This window comes from Demequina salsinemoris (assembly GCF_000974805.1).
Classification (GTDB): Bacteria; Actinomycetota; Actinomycetes; order Actinomycetales; family Demequinaceae; genus Demequina; species Demequina salsinemoris.
Window position 1 is genome coordinate 152,976 of sequence record NZ_BBQZ01000006.1, and the last position, 16,052, is coordinate 169,027.

Here is a 16,052-nt window from a genome sequence, read left to right on the forward strand (position 1 = left end):
AAAGACACGCTCATGCCTCGTCCCGACTCCGCGGGACCGGACACCAAGAAGCGGGGCGGCCTGCAGCACGCAGGCCGCCCCGGCTTGATCTGGTCCGTACCCGCACTGCTCTTCTTCGCCCTCTTCGCGATCGCGCCGCTCGGCGTGGCGCTCTACCTGTCCTTCACGGACTACCAGGGCATCCCCGTCGTCCCGCCGGAGTGGGTCGGCCTCGAGAACTGGGCGCGTCTGTTCGACGACGCCGCGCTGCACCGGGCGATCGGTGTGACGGTCATCCTGATCGTGCTGGCCGTCGTGACGCAGGTGCCCATCTCGCTCCTCATCGGGGTGTGGGCCGCGGGTCCGCAGCGCGGGCGAGCGATCGTCGTCACCTTGTACTTCATCCCGCTGCTGATGTCCTCGGCGGCGATCACGGTGCTCTTCGCGTCGCTCGTCGACCCGAACTTCGGTATCCCCGCGACGATGCGCGAGGTGTTCAACCTGCCCGCGGACAACATCTTCAGCAACCTTCTAGGCAACCCGACCACCGCGATCGGCGTCATCGCCTTCATCTACCTATGGGGCTCCTCGCCGCTGCACACGCTCATCTACCAGGGCGGAGCGCGACAGATCCCCGAGATCCTCTACCAGGCCGCCGCGCTCGACGGCGCCGGCCGGGTCCGGACGTTCTTCAGCATCACGATCCCTCAGCTGAAGAACACCATCGTCACCTCGACGATCATCATGGTCGTCGGCACGTTCACCTCGTTCGACATCATCCTGCTGCTCACCCGCGGCGGGCCCAGCGGGGCGACCTCGAACCTCCCGTACTTCATGTACGACAAGGGCATCGCCTCGCTCGACTTCGGCTACGGCAGCGTCGTCGCCGTCGTGCTGATCGTCCTCGCGATGCTCGTCTCGATCCTCATGGTGAAGGCCACCGGCTACGACAAGCTCGAGGGATCCCAGGAGGGAATCGGATGAGGCAACGTGCGAACTGGCCCGCCGCGATCTTCGCGGGCCTGTGGCTGGCGATCATCATGATCCCGGTCTACGTCATGGTCAGGGCCGGCTTCTCGAGCCGGGAGGACTATGGCAACTCCGGCCCCATCGGGATGCCGAACGCGTTCACGCTCGAGAACTTCCGCTACACGATGGACTCGGGATTCGGGAAGTACCTGCTCAACTCGGGGATCCTGACGGTCGGCACCGTGATCCTGGTGCTGCTGATGGTTCCGCCCCTCGCCTACGTGATCGTGCGCGGCCGCAGCCGGTGGATCCCCACCGTCTTCAAGGCGATGCTTTTCGGCCTGGCGATCCCCGCCCAGGTGGTCGTGATCCCGCTGTACTTCATCATCGTCAAGGTCGGTCTCTACGACTCCCTGCTCGGCGTGATCTTCCCGTCCGTCGCGTTCGTCATCCCCCTCACGACGCTCATCCTCACGAGCACCATGCGGGAGATCAACAACGAGCTCTACGAGGCCATGGCCCTCGACGGCGCCGGTTCGGTGCGGACCTTCCTCACGCTCGTGCTCCCGCTGTCGAAGGGTGGCATCGCGACGATCGTCGTGTTCAGCGCTCTGCAGACCTGGAACAACTACCTGCTGCCGCTCACCCTGACGCGGTCCGAGGACGTCCGCGTGGCCACGCTCGGCCTGGGCATCTTCAAGCAGCAGTTCGCGCTCAACGTCCCCGGCCTGATGTCCGCGGTGATGCTGACGATCGTGCCCATCCTGCTCATCTACATCTTCGCGCGCCGTTCTCTCGAGCGCGGTCTGATGGGCGTGGGGGGCAAGTGATGTCAGCGGCCACCTGGACCGACCGCGCCCTCAGTCCGCGCGAGCGGGCGCAGGCGCTGCTCGGCGAGCTCACCCTCGCGGAGAAGATCGCCCAGCTGGGAAGCTCGTGGCCGGGCGCGGAGGCGGCTGAGGGAGATGTCGCGCCGATGCAGGAGGCCCACCTGCAGGCGGAGCCCTTCGCCGAGGCGATCGCCAAGGGGCTCGGGCAGATCACCCGCAACTACGGGACCGCGCCGGTGGAGGCGGCTGCGGGCGCCCGCGTGCTCGCGCAGCGGCAGCGGGCGGTGGTCGCCGCGAGCAGGTTCGGCATCCCCGCGGTCGCGCACGAGGAGTGCCTCACGGGGGTGACGGCGTGGGGCTGCACGGTGTATCCCACGCCGCTCGCCTGGGGTGCGACGTTCGATCCCGCGCTCATCGAGCGCATGGGCGTCCGGATCGGTTCCGACCTGCGTTCGCTCGGGGTCCACCAGGGGCTGGCGCCCGTGCTCGACGTGGTCCGGGACTACCGGTGGGGCCGCGTGGAGGAGACGATGGGGGAGGACCCGCACCTGGTCGGCACCGTCGGAACCGCCTACGTCGCGGGCCTCGAGTCCGCGGGAGTGGTGGCCACGCTCAAGCACTTCGCGGGCTACTCCGCGTCTCAGGCGGCACGCAACCACGCGCCGGTGTCAATGGGCCCGCGCGAGTTCCGCGAGGTCTGCCTGCCGCCCTTCCAGCGAGCGCTGACGGTCGCGCGATCGATCATGACCGCCTACATCGACCGCGACGGCGTGCCCGCGACGGTGGACTCGGCGCTGCTCACGGACCTCCTTCGCGACCAGTGGGGGTTCGAGGGCACGGTCGTGTCCGATTACTGGGCGATCCCCTTCGTGGCGACCATGCACCGGGTGGTGGCCGATGCCCCCGCAGCGGGCGAGAGGGCGATCGCCGCGGGGTGCGACGTCGAGCTCCCTCACACGAGCACGTTCGCGGGCCTCGCGGACGCGGTCGCAGCCGGCAGGCTCGACGAGGCGACCATCGACAGATCGGTGCTGCGCGTCCTGACGCAGAAGGCCGAGCTCGGGCTGCTCGACGAGGGGTGGACGCCCGACGTGGACGTCGACGTGATCGACCTGGACTCTGCCGCGAACCGCGCCGTGGCCCGTCGGGTCGCCGAGGAGTCGATCGTCCTGCTCGACAACGACGGTCTGCTCCCGCTCGGTCGTGATCGCTCCACGATCGCGGTGCTCGGGCCGGTGGCGACCGAGGTGGGCTTCCTGTTCGGCTGCTACTCGTTCCCCAACCACGTGCTCGTCCACCACCCCGACCTCGGTCTCGGGATCGATGGCGTGTCCTACCTCGACGCGATCGCCACGGCGTTCCCCGACGCGGAGGTCGTGAGCGCCACCGGCGCATCGATACACGACGACGGCGCAGGTGATCTGGACGCCGCGGTCGCCCTGGCGCGCCGCGCGGACGTCGCGATCGTGATGGTGGGCGACCGTTCAGGGATGTTCGGGCTCGGGACGTCAGGCGAGGGCTGCGACGTCGCGGACCTCCGGCTTCCCGGCTCGCAGCAGGAGCTGATCGATGCGGTCGTCGCCTCGGGTACGCCCACGATCGTGGTGGTGAGCTCGGGTAGGCCGTACGCGCTCGGCGACTCGATCGACCAGGCGAGCGCCGTCATCCAGGCCTTCCAGCCGGGGCAGGAGGGGGGGCGTGCCCTCGCGGCGGTGCTTGCGGGAGACGTGAACCCCTCGGGCCGGCTCCCAGTCCAGGTGCCGCGCCCGTCGGCTCCGCAGCCGAGCACCTATCTCGCTCCGCCGCTCGCGCGTCACTCCCACGGCATCAGCAATCTCGACCCCTCGCCGCGGTATCCCTTCGGGCACGGTGGCTCCTACACGACCTTCGTGCGCGAGCTGCTGTCGCCGAGGTCCGTCGTCCTCGACCCCGAGGGGTCGCTGACGATCGAGGTCGAGGTGCGCAACACAGGTGCCGTCGGAGGCGCCGACGTGGTCCAGCTCTATGTGTCCCACGAGGTGCCGAGCGTGGTGCAGCCCGTCCGTCGCCTCGTGGGCTTCATGCGAACGGAGCTCGAGCCGGGCGCGGCCGCCGTCATCGCCTTCACGGTGCCCGCCGGCGCGCTCGCGATCGTCGGAAGCGACCTGCGGCGCGTCGTGGAGCCTGGCCGACTCACGCTCACCGTCGCGTCCTCCGCGGACGATCCCGGAGCGGTCGTCGAGGTGGACCTCGACGGACCAGGCAGGGCGCTGGCGCCAGACGAGGTGCCGACCGTCGAGGCTGCCGAGAGGAGACTCTCGTGACCGCCGTCAGCAAGCCCGCGACGGTCCACGACGTCGCTGCTCTCGCGGGGGTGTCGGCGCAGACCGTGTCGCGCCACCTGAGCGGTTACGAGGGGATCCGCCCGAAGACGCGCGCCAAGGTCGAGGCGGCTCTCGAGAAGCTCGACTATCGTCCGAACCGCGCGGCCCAGGTGCTGCGCACCCGTCGCTCGCGCAGGATCGGCGTCGTCATCCACGAGATGTTCGCGTTCGGTCCTGCGGGCCTGCTTCGCGGGGCGACGCGGCGGGCGCGCGAGGACGGTTACACGCTCACGATCGTCGGAGTCGACGGAGAGGACGATGCGGCGGTCACCGCCGCCTTCGACGCCTTCGAGGAGGAGCAGGCCGCGGGCGTCATGGCGGTCACGCTGACAGACAGCGTGCGCGTCACCGTGGAGAAGCGAATGCCCTCGGTGCCGATACTCGTGGATCCCGCCGAGGCGGGTGGCGAAGGCAGCTCGTTCAACGCGACCGGTGCGGCTCTCGCAGCACATCACCTGGCCGAGCTCGGGCACCGGAGGGTCGCCATGCTCGGCGGCCCCGATCACTGGCTTCCGGCGCGACAGCGACGCCAGGGCTTCCTCGCCGCCGTCGAGGGCGGCGCCGCCGAGTGCGTGCGCGTCTGGGAGGGCGACTGGTCTGCGGAGATCGGTGACCGGGTGGCGCGCGAGCTCGACCCCGCCGACGGCATCACCGCCATCTTCTGCGCGAACGACGCCGGGGCGATCGGGCTGATGCACGGCCTCCAGGCGCGGGGCGTCCGGGTGCCGGAGGACATCTCCGTGGTCGGCTTCGACTGCGCGCCCGAGGCCGCCTTCGCCTCGCCCCCGCTCACCACTGTCGACGCCCACTACGAGGAGCAGGGCCGCGCGGCGATCCAGAGCCTGCTGGATCGCATCGAGAACCGCGTGGCGACGCCCGCGCCCGCGACTGCGCCCGCACTGATCGTGCGCGGCTCGACCGCCCCGCCCCCGGGCCGGTCGAGCGCGCCGTCGGTCGGGACGACCTCCAAGGAGAACTCATGAGCACACCCGACGACCTGAACCGCCGCATCCTGTTCGGCGCGGCCTTCTACGACGAGTACCGGGTGACCGGGGACCTCGATCGCGATCTGGATCTCATGGCGGAGGCGGGGTTCTCCGCGATCCGCGTGGGCGAGTCCGTGTGGTCCACGTGGGAGCCCGAACCGGGCAGGTTCTCGCTCGACTGGCTCGAACCGGTGCTGGACGGAGCCCATTCCCGCGGCATCGACGTCGTGCTCGGGACCCCTACCTACGCGATCCCGCAGTGGCTTCAGCGTCTCCACCCCGAGATCGCGGCGGAGGACGCGACGGGACGCCCGGTCGCTTGGGGCTACCGCCAGGAGATCAACTACGTCAACGCGGACTTCCGTCGCTACGCCGAGTGGGTCATCCGGGCGGTGATCAGCCGCTACGCCGACCATCCCGCTGTGATCGGCTTCCAGGTCGACAACGAGCCCGGTCTGCACCTGCTGCACAACCGCGAGGTGTTCGAGGGTTTCAGGGACCACCTCCACGCGCGCTACGGCACCGTCGAGCGTCTCAACGAGGCGTGGGGGCTCGTGTACTGGTCCCACCTGCTCACCGACTGGGAGGACCTGTGGCTGCCCGACGGCAACTCGTTCCCCCAGTACGACCTGGAGTGGCGCCGCTATCAGGCGCATGTGGTCAACGAGTTCATCGAGTGGCAGGCGGAGATCGTGCGGGAGTACGCCGCGCCGCACCAGTGGGTGACGACGTGCATCTCCTACGAGCGGCCCGCCGTCGAGGACGTCGGCCTGTCGCGGTCGCTCGACATCCCGTCGGGCAACGCGTACTACAAGATGCAGGATGCGCTTCAGATCGGAGTCGAGGTACCGCGCCCCGAGGTGTGGTGGTCCTCTGGCGTGTGGGGCCTGTACGAGCAGGGCGATCGGATGTACTCCTCGGCGCAGGGGCCGTTCCTCGTAACGGAGACCAACGCGCAGTCGATCGGCCAGTCGCACTGGCAGAACCATCCCCCCTACGCGGGTCAGATCGAGCTGTGCGCCTTCGCACTCGTGTCGCGCGGCGCCCGCATGATCGAGTACTGGCAGTGGCAGACGCTCCACACGGGCATCGAGACGTACTGGGGAGGGATCCTTCCGCACAGCGGCAGGCCGGGGCGCATCTACCGGGAGATCGCCGCGCTTGGCGCACGGATCCGTGCGATCGAGCCGGACCTCGCGAGCTATAGGCCCGACGCGGATGTCGCGTTCGTGTACTCCACCGACACCAAGCGCGCGTATGAGTTCTATCCACCGCTCGCGGATGACGACGGCGGTCCGGACCCGCTGTCGTACCTGCGGATCTTCGACTCCTACTATCGGGGCGCCTTCGAGGCGGGGCTGCAGTCCCGTGTGGTCCACATGGCTCAGCTGCGCGATCTGGAGCCTGCAGAGCTCGTGTCGCGTCACCCCGTGCTCGTGGTCCCGACGCTCTATGTTGCAAGCGACGCCGAGCTGGACCTGCTGACCGCGTATGCCGCGGCCGGCGGGCACCTCATCGTGGGTATCCGCACGGGCTACGGCGATGCGCAGGCGGGTGCGCGGCCCGAGGTGGCCCCAGGGCCGCTGGCCGCCGCCGCGGGGATCACCTACGAGGAGTACTCGTCGCTCGACGCGTCCGTCGCGATCGAGGGCGCGGACGGCTTCGACGTCGCGGGAGGCGAAGGGACCGCGTGGGCGGACCTGCTCGAGCTCGACGGCGCGGACGCGCTCGCGGTCTACGCGTCGGGGATCTACGCGGGCCGGCCCGCGGCGACGACCGCGCGGCACGGCGAGGGCAGGGTCACGTACGTCGGCACGGTGCCGGACCAGACTCTGGCGCGCGCGCTCCTCAGATGGGCGGTCCCGTCGGGCCTCGCCGCCGCCTGGGAGGCGGACCCGACCGTGACCGTCGTGTCCGGCACCTCGGAGACCGGTCGTGTGTGGTTCGTGTCCAACTGGTCTCCCGATCCCGCACGGGCGATGGTGCCGCGCGCGATGACGCGCGAGGGCGCGTCCGTGGCCGCGGGCGAGGTGCTCGAGCTCGCCCCCTGGTCGGCCGCGGTGCTCGTCGAGTCGCTCGGACGGTAGGCGGTGGCGCGGCGCGCCACCGCCGCCGCGAGGGAGCCCACGCCCGACGCGCGAAGGTAGCGTGGACCGGGGCGAGCACGCGGGAGGCATGATGAACGCGCACGAGAATCCGGTAGCGATGCCGCCGCGCATCGCGCTCGACCCCCGCCTGTGGAACCTCGTGCTCGCCACGCGCATGTACGGCGCGCACTACCCGAGACTCTCGGCCGAGCGGGACACCCTGCACCTGGACGATCTCACCGAGGTGCGGCTCCTGTCCGACGGGAGCGTCGACATCTCCGTGCGTGAGGACCGCAGCGACCGGCGCAACGTCGAGTGGCGCTTCGCGACGTGGGACTACGCGCAGCGATGGCTCGCGGCCGAGGCTTCCGCGCGGCAGCCCCTGCCACGCGAGATCACCGAGACCCCCGATCCCCGCTTCGTGATCGAGCACGCGCGCACGGGACACCTGAGCCACGACGTGCTGCTCGACGGAGCCGTGGTCGCGCAGACGGGCCGCTATCGCGCGATCCGGCTCACGCATGCGCTGCTCGCATCGATCGACGACATCCCGCGCATCTTCTCGCCCGGCCCCGTCTCCACTCGGAAGGAACCGTGATCATGCCCCGTCGAGCGCTCGTGCTCATCGACGTCCAGAATGAGTACTTCACGGGTCGTCTGCCGATCCAGCACCCGCCGCGCGAGGAGTCTCTCGCGCGCATCCTCGAGGCGGTCGAGACCGCGGAGACCGCGGGCGTCCCGATCGTCGTCGTCCAGCACGACTCGGGCGCGGCCGCCCCGGTCTTCGCCCCCGGCACTCCGGGCTACGAGCTGCACCCAGCGCTCGCGGACCGCGCGAAGCCGGAGTGGACGCGCGTCGTCAAGCACCACGCGTCGGTCCTCGCGGAGACGGTGGTCGACGGGGCCCCACTCGAGGACTGGCTGCGCGCGAAGGGGGTCGACACGCTGACGCTCACGGGCTACATGACCAACAACTGCGTGCTCGGCACCTCGGTCGACGCGGTCACGCGGGGTCTCAAGGTCGAGGTCCTCTCCGACGCGACCGGCGCGATCGACCTGGGCAATGCCGCGGGAGCGATCCCAGGCAGGCAGGTCCACGAGACCCTCATGGCGCTGCTTCACTCGAATTGGGCGGCGGTGGCGGACACGGTGACGTGGATGGCGGCGGTCGGGTCCGGCGAGCCGCTCCCGAAGAGCAACCTGGTCGCGTCGGCCGCGGGAGCGTAGGGGGCACAGGGCCAAGCCCTGTCCTGCCGTCGACGCCTATTCCCGCAGCCGCGTGCGCAGGAGCGCGATCAGCGCCTCGGTCTCGAGCCCCTTGGCCTTCCCCAGGGCGATGAGCGCGTCGGCCGCCGATGCGAGCTCCGCGTCGACCGTCTGCCCGATGACGCGCGTGCCATTGCGCCCCGCCGTCACGACGAGCCCAGCCTCCTCGAGCTCGGCGTACGCCTTCGCCACGGTGTTCGCCGCGAGGGACAGGGACGATGCGAGGGCCCGGATCGCGGGCAGCCTCGCCTGGTCGGCGAGCTCGCCCGCGAGGATCAACGTGGCGACCTGGTCGCGCACCTGCGCATACGGCGGCGTCTTCGACCCGGCGTCGACGGTGAGGTCCATGACCCGAACCTAGTCGACGGGACTCATCGCGACCACGACGTCGTGGCCGTCGACGATGCCGCCGAGCTCGATGTCAGCGGCGATCCAGGCCTCGACGGTGAAGCCGTCGACCTCGGTCTCCAGCTCGCAGAGTCGGAGGGTTCCGCCGAAATTCGTCGGCACGTCCCCGCACTCCTCCCCGTTGCCGGTCCACGTGAGGCCGGGAAGCAGCGCAGCGAGCGAGGAGGCATCGAGACTCTGGTCGAGCGGCACCGCGAAGTGCAGGTGCGTGCTCGAGCATGGTCGCACGTCGAGAACCCCGACCAGGCAGAGGCCGAGCGGGCCCGTGGTGCGGGTGTTCTCGCTCTCGAGCGTCCAGGTCTGTCCGGGCTCGAGAGACGCGATGATGCTCTCGCGGGTCGCATCGGTCCTGGCAGCGACCCCGGCATGGAGGGCGAGAGCTGAGGCGCCCACGAGGGCCATGGCGCCGACGACCACTGCCGCGATCCTGCGTGCGTTCATGCGTATTCCCCCTGGTCCCGAGGGAATGCTAGCGGCTGAGGGAATGGCCTAGCCTGGCACTGTGGAGGTGGGCATGGACCTCATGGAGGGACCGCGCGGCCGGCGGCTGTGTCTCGCGACGATGCTCGAGTGGGCGCATCACGCGCAGGGCGAGGCGGGCCGCGAGCTCGCCGAGGCGGTCTTCTTCGCGTCGCACCAGCTTGATCCGCGCCGCGGCTCGTCGGCGACCTACGCCCTCGCGACGTTCGCCGTCGAGGGTTCGGAGCCCGCCGCCATGCCGACGTGCACCGCGGCCGACGTCGTCCGGGCGTGGGCCGAGGCGCCCCGTGGGCACGTGGATGAGCACTCGCTCATGTCCGCGCTCACCGCCTCGATTGACGCGGCTCGGTACTGGCAGGAGGCTGACGGCGAGGACGCGCTCGCCGCGACGGACGAGATGCGCGGCCCGCTGACCGAGGTGGCCGCCGCGATCGAGGCGAACGACGCGTGCGCCTGGTGGAGCGCGCCGGTGGACCTCACGAGCCAGTGGGTGGTCGAGTTCGACTATCCGGACTTCCCGGCCGGGCCGCAGCCGGCGGTCGATCCCGGTGAGGTCCTCGCGAGCTGGAGCGAGGCGATCGCCGAAGAGGAGATCGGCGCGAGGCACAGCCTCCCGACGGACCCCACCACGAACCACTCGGGCCCCTGGTGGTCCAAGCCGCCCAACGCCCTGACGCGCACCACCCGCTCGCTCGGAGCCGACGGACCCGCGGGCCTGTGGCTCATCGAGGACTCTCACGGCCCGCAGCGCGCGCTGGTCCGTCGCGCGGGAGTTCCGAGCACCGCGAACGTCTACGAGATCGACGGCCCCGATGCGTGGGCGGACCTGTGCCGCCGCTTCCCGCTCGACGTCACGGCCTCGCGTCGTCACGACTGGTACCGGACGACGGGCGAGGCAGGCCCCTGGGCCATTCCCGACTGGTCGCGAGTCGCCGAGCACTACGACGCCGTCCATCTCACCGTCGCCGGCTATCTGGAGACCGCGGGCCGCGCGATTCCTGTGGGCGATGGCGCATCGTCCGTGCTGGCCGGCTGGGACCCGGACGCGACGTACTGGTTCACCGCGGTGCGCGCCTACGCGGACACCGAGGAGACCTGGGTGAACCCCGACGATGCGGGGTGGTCGCGCGAGTCAGGCGAGGTCTGAGGCCAGGCGCGCCTTGAGGACCGCGACGAAGCGCTCGGCGTTCCCATACAGCTCGAGGGACGTCACGATCGTCGCGCCGACGATCTCGAGGTGCTCGCCTCGAACGGGCAGGTGGGCGATGCGGTGGAGCGGGGGCTCCGCGGTGAGCATCGTCTCGCGCGCGATCCAGCCGGCATGCCGGAGGTCGCGGGGGAGGGCTCGCTCCTGTCGGTCGATCCGCGCGTGCCACTCGAGCAGCTCTGCGAGGTCCCGCTCGTCGACGCCCATGACCAGGGCCTTCCACGCCTCCGCGTCGTCGTCCGGCCCTGGGCCGGGGAGGTCGGCGTAGTCGGTGGCCACGATGTCGCCCCAGAGCCGGGCCAGGAGCGGTCCGAACCTCTCCCGCTGGACGTCGGCGTCTTGCGCGAGCGGAACGGCGGGGGAGCAGGGTGGCAGGTCCGCCCCGTAGTCGAGTCCCCACCGGTCGCGGCGGTACAGCAGCCGCTCGGCGAGCGCGCTCCCACCCGCGGAGGTGGTGAGGGGGCTGCTGAAGCCGGGTGTCCGCGGGGTCGCGGTCACAGCCTTGAGCACGAAGCCGACCGAGAGCAGCAGTACGAGGCCGGCCGCGATCCGCGGCGCCGGGGAGGTGTCGCACGAGCCCGCGCCCTCGATCGCCTCGGTGCACGACGTGAACGTGAGGTTCCACAGGAGGAACGCCGCGAGGTCGGCCACGACGGCGAGCAGCAGCCACCCCAGGTGAATCCTGCCCACGAACCTCATCGTGACCCTCCTCGGGGTCAGCCTAGGGAGCCGCGTCCTCCTGGGTCAGCAGCACGGCGTCGATGACCTCGTGCGAGTCGTGGTCGAAGACGACGATCGCAGTCTCGACTCCCTCGGAGACGACGCCGTCGCGGTACTCCTCGGTGACGTTCAGCGTGACCTCGACCCAGTGGTGGCCGACGGTGTCGGTGAGGTGGCCGGTGACAGCGGTCGGCGCGACGGTCAGGGCGACGATGTCTGCGCCGGACGATGCAGCGGTCGCCTCATGCTCGATGGCGCGCTGGTCGGCGATCAGCGAGGCCACGGCCGCGCGGCCCGTCGCGGTCATCGGGATCGCCTCCGCGATCGCCGCCGCACGGTCCGGCGCCGCCGAGGTGCGCTCGAACCGCGAGTCGACGTCGATGCCCGAGTGGTCGGCGACGAGCGTCACGTCCCCGTCGGAGCTGCCGGGCGCAGGCGCGACGTCGCCGCCGAGCGCGACGACAGTAGGGCCGTAGCTCGAGTCCCAGACCCCGGCGAGCAGCTCCGTTGCCGTCTCCTCGTAGCCGAGCGAGGCGATCTGATCGGCGCTGAGGTCCTGCGGATCGGGATCGCTCGAAGCCTGTACCAGCGGAAACGCCGCGACGACTGCGATGGTGAACGCGGACACGACGCCTCCGGCCACGGCGATCGGCCACTTCGGCTGCCCGTGCGCGGAGACGTCGGCGTCTTCGATGCTCATGCTTCCCCCTTGGCCGCCAAGCGTCCCCCCGGATGCGGCGTGGCCTTGGGTAGAAGGTACTGCACGGAGCTGACATTCAGGGTCAGGTCGGCTCCACCGGTTGCCGGAGGATGGTGCGCAGCCTCTCGGGGGCGGTGCGGCGGAAGTCGCTGAGGTAGATCTCGTGGTGGTGGGCCGACGGCTTCAGACCTTGCGCGGGCATGAACTCGTCGTGCATCCGCGCGATCACAGGCGCCTCGTCCGCGAATGACCCGAGATGCAGCGTCTGCACGCACTCGCCCTCGTCGAGCGTGACCGCGCGCACGCCCTCGATCCCCGCCCCGGGTGACTTCCTGGCCGCGGCCTCCATGGCCGCGGCGACCACTGCATCGTCCAGGGGTTTCGGGAGCACCGGGTCGGGGATGAGGAGCAGGAGCGTCCAGCTCCACCGGGACTTGTCGGGCGAGACCGCGAACGCGCCCATGTCGTCGGACCACCACAGGCCCTCGAGCGGCGGGACGACGTAGTCGTGGCCACGCGCCTTGGAGGCGAACTTGAGCGCGTACGCGACCGGGTAGAGCGCGCCGATCGCGCGCTCGAACGCGGGCGAGGTGTTGGGGTCGCCGTGGCCGTCGAAGGCGAGATATCGCAGGGGCGGGACGTGGACGATGCGGAGCTCGCCCTTGCGGGCGGCGTAGGAGTCAAGGCTCTTCTTCGGGTCGACCTTGTCTGGCATGGTTGCTCCCGTCGCGTGGACGCCCTCCACGGTAGGCGGCGTCGGCCTGGTTCGCGAGAGGGGCGGCGGTCAGTCCGCGGCGACGCTCGGCGTCGCGCTCGGGTCGACGGTCGCATCGCCCCACGCCGCGTCGTAGCACGCCGAGTACGTCAGCGGGTTGTCCGCGCCTTCCTCGAGCTCGTAGATCTCGAAGGTCTCGGGAGTGGTGCCTGCCGTGTCCGAGATCGTGACGAGGTAGGTGCCGGCGACCTCGCTGTCGGCCATGCTGATGCCGTAGTCCGTGGTGGGCCCGAGCTGCTCGGCGAGCGTGACGAGGTCCGTCGAGGTCCCGTAGGGGCCCTCGGCGAGCGTCGTCTCGAGGGCGGAGGCGTCGCCGGTCTCGAGAGCCGTGAAGAAGGCGTCCGTCACGCCCGAGGGGGCGCCGAGTCCCTGATCGCAGGACACGGCGCCGCCTGCGCTGCATCCGGTCAGCGTCAGCCCCGCGACGGCGATCGCCCCGACGGTCGCCGTGAACCGCATCGTCCATCTCCGCACTGCGTACCCCCTGGTGCCGGCCTCCACCCCCTGTGGTCGGCCGCCACTCGAACCTAGCATCGAGTCGTCACTGGGTGACAGTGATCCCCAGGTGCGCCGCCATCACGGGTGCAAGGTCCAGGAGCTGCTCGGGCGAGACGATCGCGCCGCGCGCCGACTCGAGGCCGCCGATCACGTGCAGCTCGGTGCCGCGCAGGTCCAGGTGGGTGAGGCGTGCGCCGTGCAGGAGCAGCGTGTCGACGCGGCAGTCGCGGAAGGCGACGCGTTCGGCGGTCGCCTGGCTGAGGTCGAGCTCGTCGATGACGACGTCGTCGAACAGGACGTCCTTGAGGGTCGCCCCGCGCAGGTTCGCGAACGAGAGCTTCGAGCCGGTCACGGCGACGGTGTCGAGCTCGGCCTCGTACAGCTCGACGGCGCCCAGGCGCGACGCCTCGATGCGGACCTCGTGCCATGTCGACCTCGGGGCCTTCACGACGGGCGCGTTCGCCCGGACGATGCGCGTCTCGACCAGGCGGGCGAGGTTCAGCTTGGCCTCGTGGAGGTCGCAGCCGATGAGCTCGCATTCGCTGAATGTGGCGCCCGTGAGGTCCCGGTCGCGCAGGTCCGTGTCCGTGAATCTCAGGCCGTCGCAGCGTTCGTGGGGACCGAGGTCGCCGGGGAGCCCTTCGATGAGGTCGTCGAGCCGCAGCTCGCCGATCACGGGCTCGGTGGGATCGGTCGCCTTCGCCATGGGTCAGTTCTACCGGTCGGGAATCGGTGCGGGTGTCCACGCTCATGTCGACCTAGGTCTGCCAGGGGCGATGGCGGGATCGTTGACGCATCCTTGAAACCGTTGGGGTACTGACTTATCGTGATCCCACCCCGGCACGCATCACTGATCAAAGGAGATCAGCATGCAGTTCTATCGCGACGGCTATCGCCCCGGCGACCCCGACCTGAAGCCCGCGGCGCCCCAGGCGCTCACCCGTGGCACGGAGATCCCCGACGAGCTCGACGTGCTCGTCGTCGGCACCGGCCCGGCCGGCGCCGTGCTCGCGGCGCAGCTCGCCGCCTTCCCTGGCATCAGCGCCCGCGTGATCGAGCGTCGTGAGACGCCGCTCGAGCTGGGCCACGCGGACGGCGTCGCGTGCCGCACGGTCGAGATGTTCCAGGCCTTCGGTCTGGCCGACGCCCTGGTCCGCGAGGCGTACTGGGTGAACGAGGTGCGCTTCTGGGGGCCGTCAGCCTCTGATCGGGACAGGATCGAGCGCACCGGCTGGGTGCAGGACACCCCGGCGGGGCTCAGCGAGTTCCCGCACGTGATCGTCAACCAGGCCCGCATGCAGGAGTACCTGCTGGACCACGCCGCCAAGCAGCCGAGCCGGCTGACCGTCGACTACGCGATCGAGCTCGTGGACCTCACCGTGGGGGAGGGCGACCACCCCGTGTCGGTGACCCTGCGTCACGTGGCCGGCGAGCGCGAAGGCGAGGAGCGCATCGTCCGGGCGAGGTACGTCATCGGTTGCGACGGCGCGCGCAGCGCGGTGCGCAAGGCGATCGGGCGCGAGCTCACGGGTGACGCCGCCAACCACGCGTGGGGCGTGATGGATGTCCTCGCGACCACCGACTTCCCCGACTGGCGCACCAAGAACGTGATCCAGTCCGCGGGCAAGGGGAGCCTGCTGATGATCCCGCGCGAGGGCGGCAGCATGGTCCGCCTCTACGTGGACCTGGGCGAGGTCCAGGCGGGGGACTCGTCGATCCGCGCGACCACTGCGGAACAGCTCACCGACGTCGCGAACGCGATCCTGCACCCGTACTCGATCGACGTGCGCTCGGTGGCGTGGTCGTCCGTGTACGAGGTGGGACAGCGGGTCACGGACCGCTTCGACGACGTGCCGGCCGACCTCGTCGGCCTGCGCAGCCCGCACGTGTTCATCGCCGGCGACGCGTGCCACACGCACTCCGCCAAGGCGGGCCAGGGCATGAACGTGTCGATGCAGGACGCGTTCAACCTCGGCTGGAAGCTCGCCTCGGTGCTCGAGGGGCGCGCGCCCGAGTCGCTGCTCGCGACGTACTCCGAGGAGAGGCAGTCGGTCGCGCAGGACCTCATCGACTTCGACCGCTTCTGGTCGGCGTTCATCGCGCAGCCGACGCTCGACCCCGACCATCCCGAGGCGGGTGGCATCACGGCCGAGGAGATGCGGACCGAGTTCGCGCGGCAGGGTCGGTACACGGCGGGGCTCGCGACCCGCTACCGGCCGTCGGTCCTGACCGGGACAGGTGAGCACCAGGCGCTCGCGACCGGCTTCGAGATCGGGACGCGCTTCCACTCGTCGCCCGTGATCCGCGTCGCCGACGCGCGGCCGATGCAGCTCGGGCACGCGCACGTGGCCGACGGCCGCTGGCGGCTGTACCTGTTCGGTGACGCGTCGGGGGAGGCGCTCCGCGCGCTCGCCGCTTGGATCACGGACTCGCCGGACTCGCCCGTGCGTCGATTCCGCCGGGACGATGCGGACCTCGATGCTGTGTTCGACGTGCACGGCATCTTCCGGTCGGGCCATCACGAGGTGGACATCGCCTCAGTGCCCGAGGTCCTCCTCCCGCACTCGGGGCCGCTCGGGCTGCAGGACTGGGAGAAGGTCTGGGCCGTCGACCCCGCCGACGATGTCTTCGATGCGCAGGGGGTCGGGGATGATGGCGCGCTCGTCGTCGTCCGGCCCGACCAGTACGTGGCGCACGTGCTGCCGCTCACCGCGCGCGAGGAGCTGACGGAGTTCTTCTCCGCGATCCTGCTGGAACGCGAGACCGCGGCCCTGCGATGATCGG

Annotated in this window: 16 protein-coding genes; 9 read left to right on the forward strand and 7 right to left on the reverse strand. The window is 70.6% G+C overall.

Going from position 1 to position 16,052, the window contains the following annotated elements:
- The first annotated feature begins 12 nt into the window (after positions 1-12).
- The 7 genes from AOP78_RS12260 to AOP78_RS12290 all read left to right on the forward strand — a co-directional run bounded on the left by AOP78_RS12260 (position 13) and on the right by AOP78_RS12290 (position 8,441).
- Positions 13-963, forward strand: a complete 951-nt coding sequence (locus tag AOP78_RS12260; RefSeq protein WP_062205110.1) for a carbohydrate ABC transporter permease — start codon at positions 13-15, stop codon at positions 961-963.
- Positions 960-1,778 carry a carbohydrate ABC transporter permease gene (locus tag AOP78_RS12265; protein ID WP_062205113.1) on the forward strand — a complete coding sequence of 273 codons (819 nt, stop codon included), beginning with the start codon at positions 960-962 and terminating at the stop codon, positions 1,776-1,778. The genes AOP78_RS12260 and AOP78_RS12265 overlap by 4 nt, the downstream gene beginning before the upstream one ends.
- Positions 1,778-4,081 (forward strand): beta-glucosidase, encoded by a 2,304-nt coding sequence (locus AOP78_RS12270; RefSeq protein WP_062205116.1) that lies wholly within the window; start codon positions 1,778-1,780, stop codon positions 4,079-4,081. The genes AOP78_RS12265 and AOP78_RS12270 overlap by 1 nt, the downstream gene beginning before the upstream one ends.
- Positions 4,078-5,124, forward strand: coding sequence for a LacI family DNA-binding transcriptional regulator (locus AOP78_RS12275; protein ID WP_062205118.1), 1,047 nt, complete (start codon positions 4,078-4,080; stop codon positions 5,122-5,124). Before AOP78_RS12270 ends, AOP78_RS12275 begins: the two co-directional genes overlap by 4 nt.
- Positions 5,121-7,214: a beta-galactosidase gene (locus tag AOP78_RS12280; RefSeq protein ID WP_062205121.1), complete on the forward strand. Its 2,094-nt coding sequence runs from the start codon at positions 5,121-5,123 to the stop codon at positions 7,212-7,214. Before AOP78_RS12275 ends, AOP78_RS12280 begins: the two co-directional genes overlap by 4 nt.
- Before the next feature lie 88 nt (positions 7,215-7,302).
- Positions 7,303-7,812 carry a hypothetical protein gene (locus AOP78_RS12285; protein ID WP_152659536.1) on the forward strand — a complete coding sequence of 170 codons (510 nt, stop codon included), beginning with the start codon at positions 7,303-7,305 and terminating at the stop codon, positions 7,810-7,812.
- A 2-nt stretch (positions 7,813-7,814) separates the two neighbouring features.
- Positions 7,815-8,441, forward strand: a complete 627-nt coding sequence (locus AOP78_RS12290; RefSeq protein WP_062205242.1) for an isochorismatase family protein — start codon at positions 7,815-7,817, stop codon at positions 8,439-8,441.
- 36 nt (positions 8,442-8,477) lie between these two features.
- Here AOP78_RS12290 and AOP78_RS12295 read toward each other — a convergent pair whose 3' ends face one another.
- Positions 8,478-8,828, reverse strand: a complete 351-nt coding sequence (locus tag AOP78_RS12295) for a GntR family transcriptional regulator (protein ID WP_062205127.1) — start codon at positions 8,826-8,828, stop codon at positions 8,478-8,480.
- Between the two features lie 9 nt (positions 8,829-8,837).
- Complete coding sequence (locus tag AOP78_RS12300; protein WP_062205130.1) at positions 8,838-9,329, reverse strand: hypothetical protein; 492 nt, start codon at positions 9,327-9,329, stop codon at positions 8,838-8,840.
- 73 nt (positions 9,330-9,402) lie between these two features.
- Between AOP78_RS12300 and AOP78_RS12305 the strand changes: the two genes are divergently transcribed.
- Positions 9,403-10,515 carry a hypothetical protein gene (locus AOP78_RS12305; RefSeq protein ID WP_062205133.1) on the forward strand — a complete coding sequence of 371 codons (1,113 nt, stop codon included), beginning with the start codon at positions 9,403-9,405 and terminating at the stop codon, positions 10,513-10,515.
- On the opposite strand, the gene AOP78_RS12310 is transcribed toward AOP78_RS12305, so the two are convergent.
- The 5 genes from AOP78_RS12310 to AOP78_RS12330 form a co-directional block, all read right to left on the reverse strand.
- On the reverse strand, positions 10,501-11,274 hold the full coding sequence (locus AOP78_RS12310; RefSeq protein ID WP_062205135.1) for a hypothetical protein: 774 nt from the start codon (positions 11,272-11,274) through the stop codon (positions 10,501-10,503). The two genes, AOP78_RS12305 and AOP78_RS12310, sit on opposite strands and share 15 nt — an antisense overlap.
- Before the next feature lie 22 nt (positions 11,275-11,296).
- Positions 11,297-11,995: a hypothetical protein gene (locus AOP78_RS12315; RefSeq protein WP_062205137.1), complete on the reverse strand. Its 699-nt coding sequence runs from the start codon at positions 11,993-11,995 to the stop codon at positions 11,297-11,299.
- A gap of 82 nt (positions 11,996-12,077) precedes the next feature.
- Positions 12,078-12,710, reverse strand: coding sequence for a GyrI-like domain-containing protein (locus AOP78_RS12320; RefSeq protein ID WP_062205140.1), 633 nt, complete (start codon positions 12,708-12,710; stop codon positions 12,078-12,080).
- A gap of 69 nt (positions 12,711-12,779) precedes the next feature.
- Positions 12,780-13,229 (reverse strand): hypothetical protein, encoded by a 450-nt coding sequence (locus AOP78_RS12325; protein ID WP_062205143.1) that lies wholly within the window; start codon positions 13,227-13,229, stop codon positions 12,780-12,782.
- Between the two features lie 82 nt (positions 13,230-13,311).
- Positions 13,312-13,974, reverse strand: a complete 663-nt coding sequence (locus AOP78_RS12330; RefSeq protein ID WP_062205145.1) for a pentapeptide repeat-containing protein — start codon at positions 13,972-13,974, stop codon at positions 13,312-13,314.
- A 163-nt stretch (positions 13,975-14,137) separates the two neighbouring features.
- Between AOP78_RS12330 and AOP78_RS12335 the strand changes: the two genes are divergently transcribed.
- Positions 14,138-16,048 carry an FAD-dependent monooxygenase gene (locus AOP78_RS12335; protein WP_062205148.1) on the forward strand — a complete coding sequence of 637 codons (1,911 nt, stop codon included), beginning with the start codon at positions 14,138-14,140 and terminating at the stop codon, positions 16,046-16,048.
- The last annotated feature ends 4 nt before the right edge of the window (positions 16,049-16,052 follow it).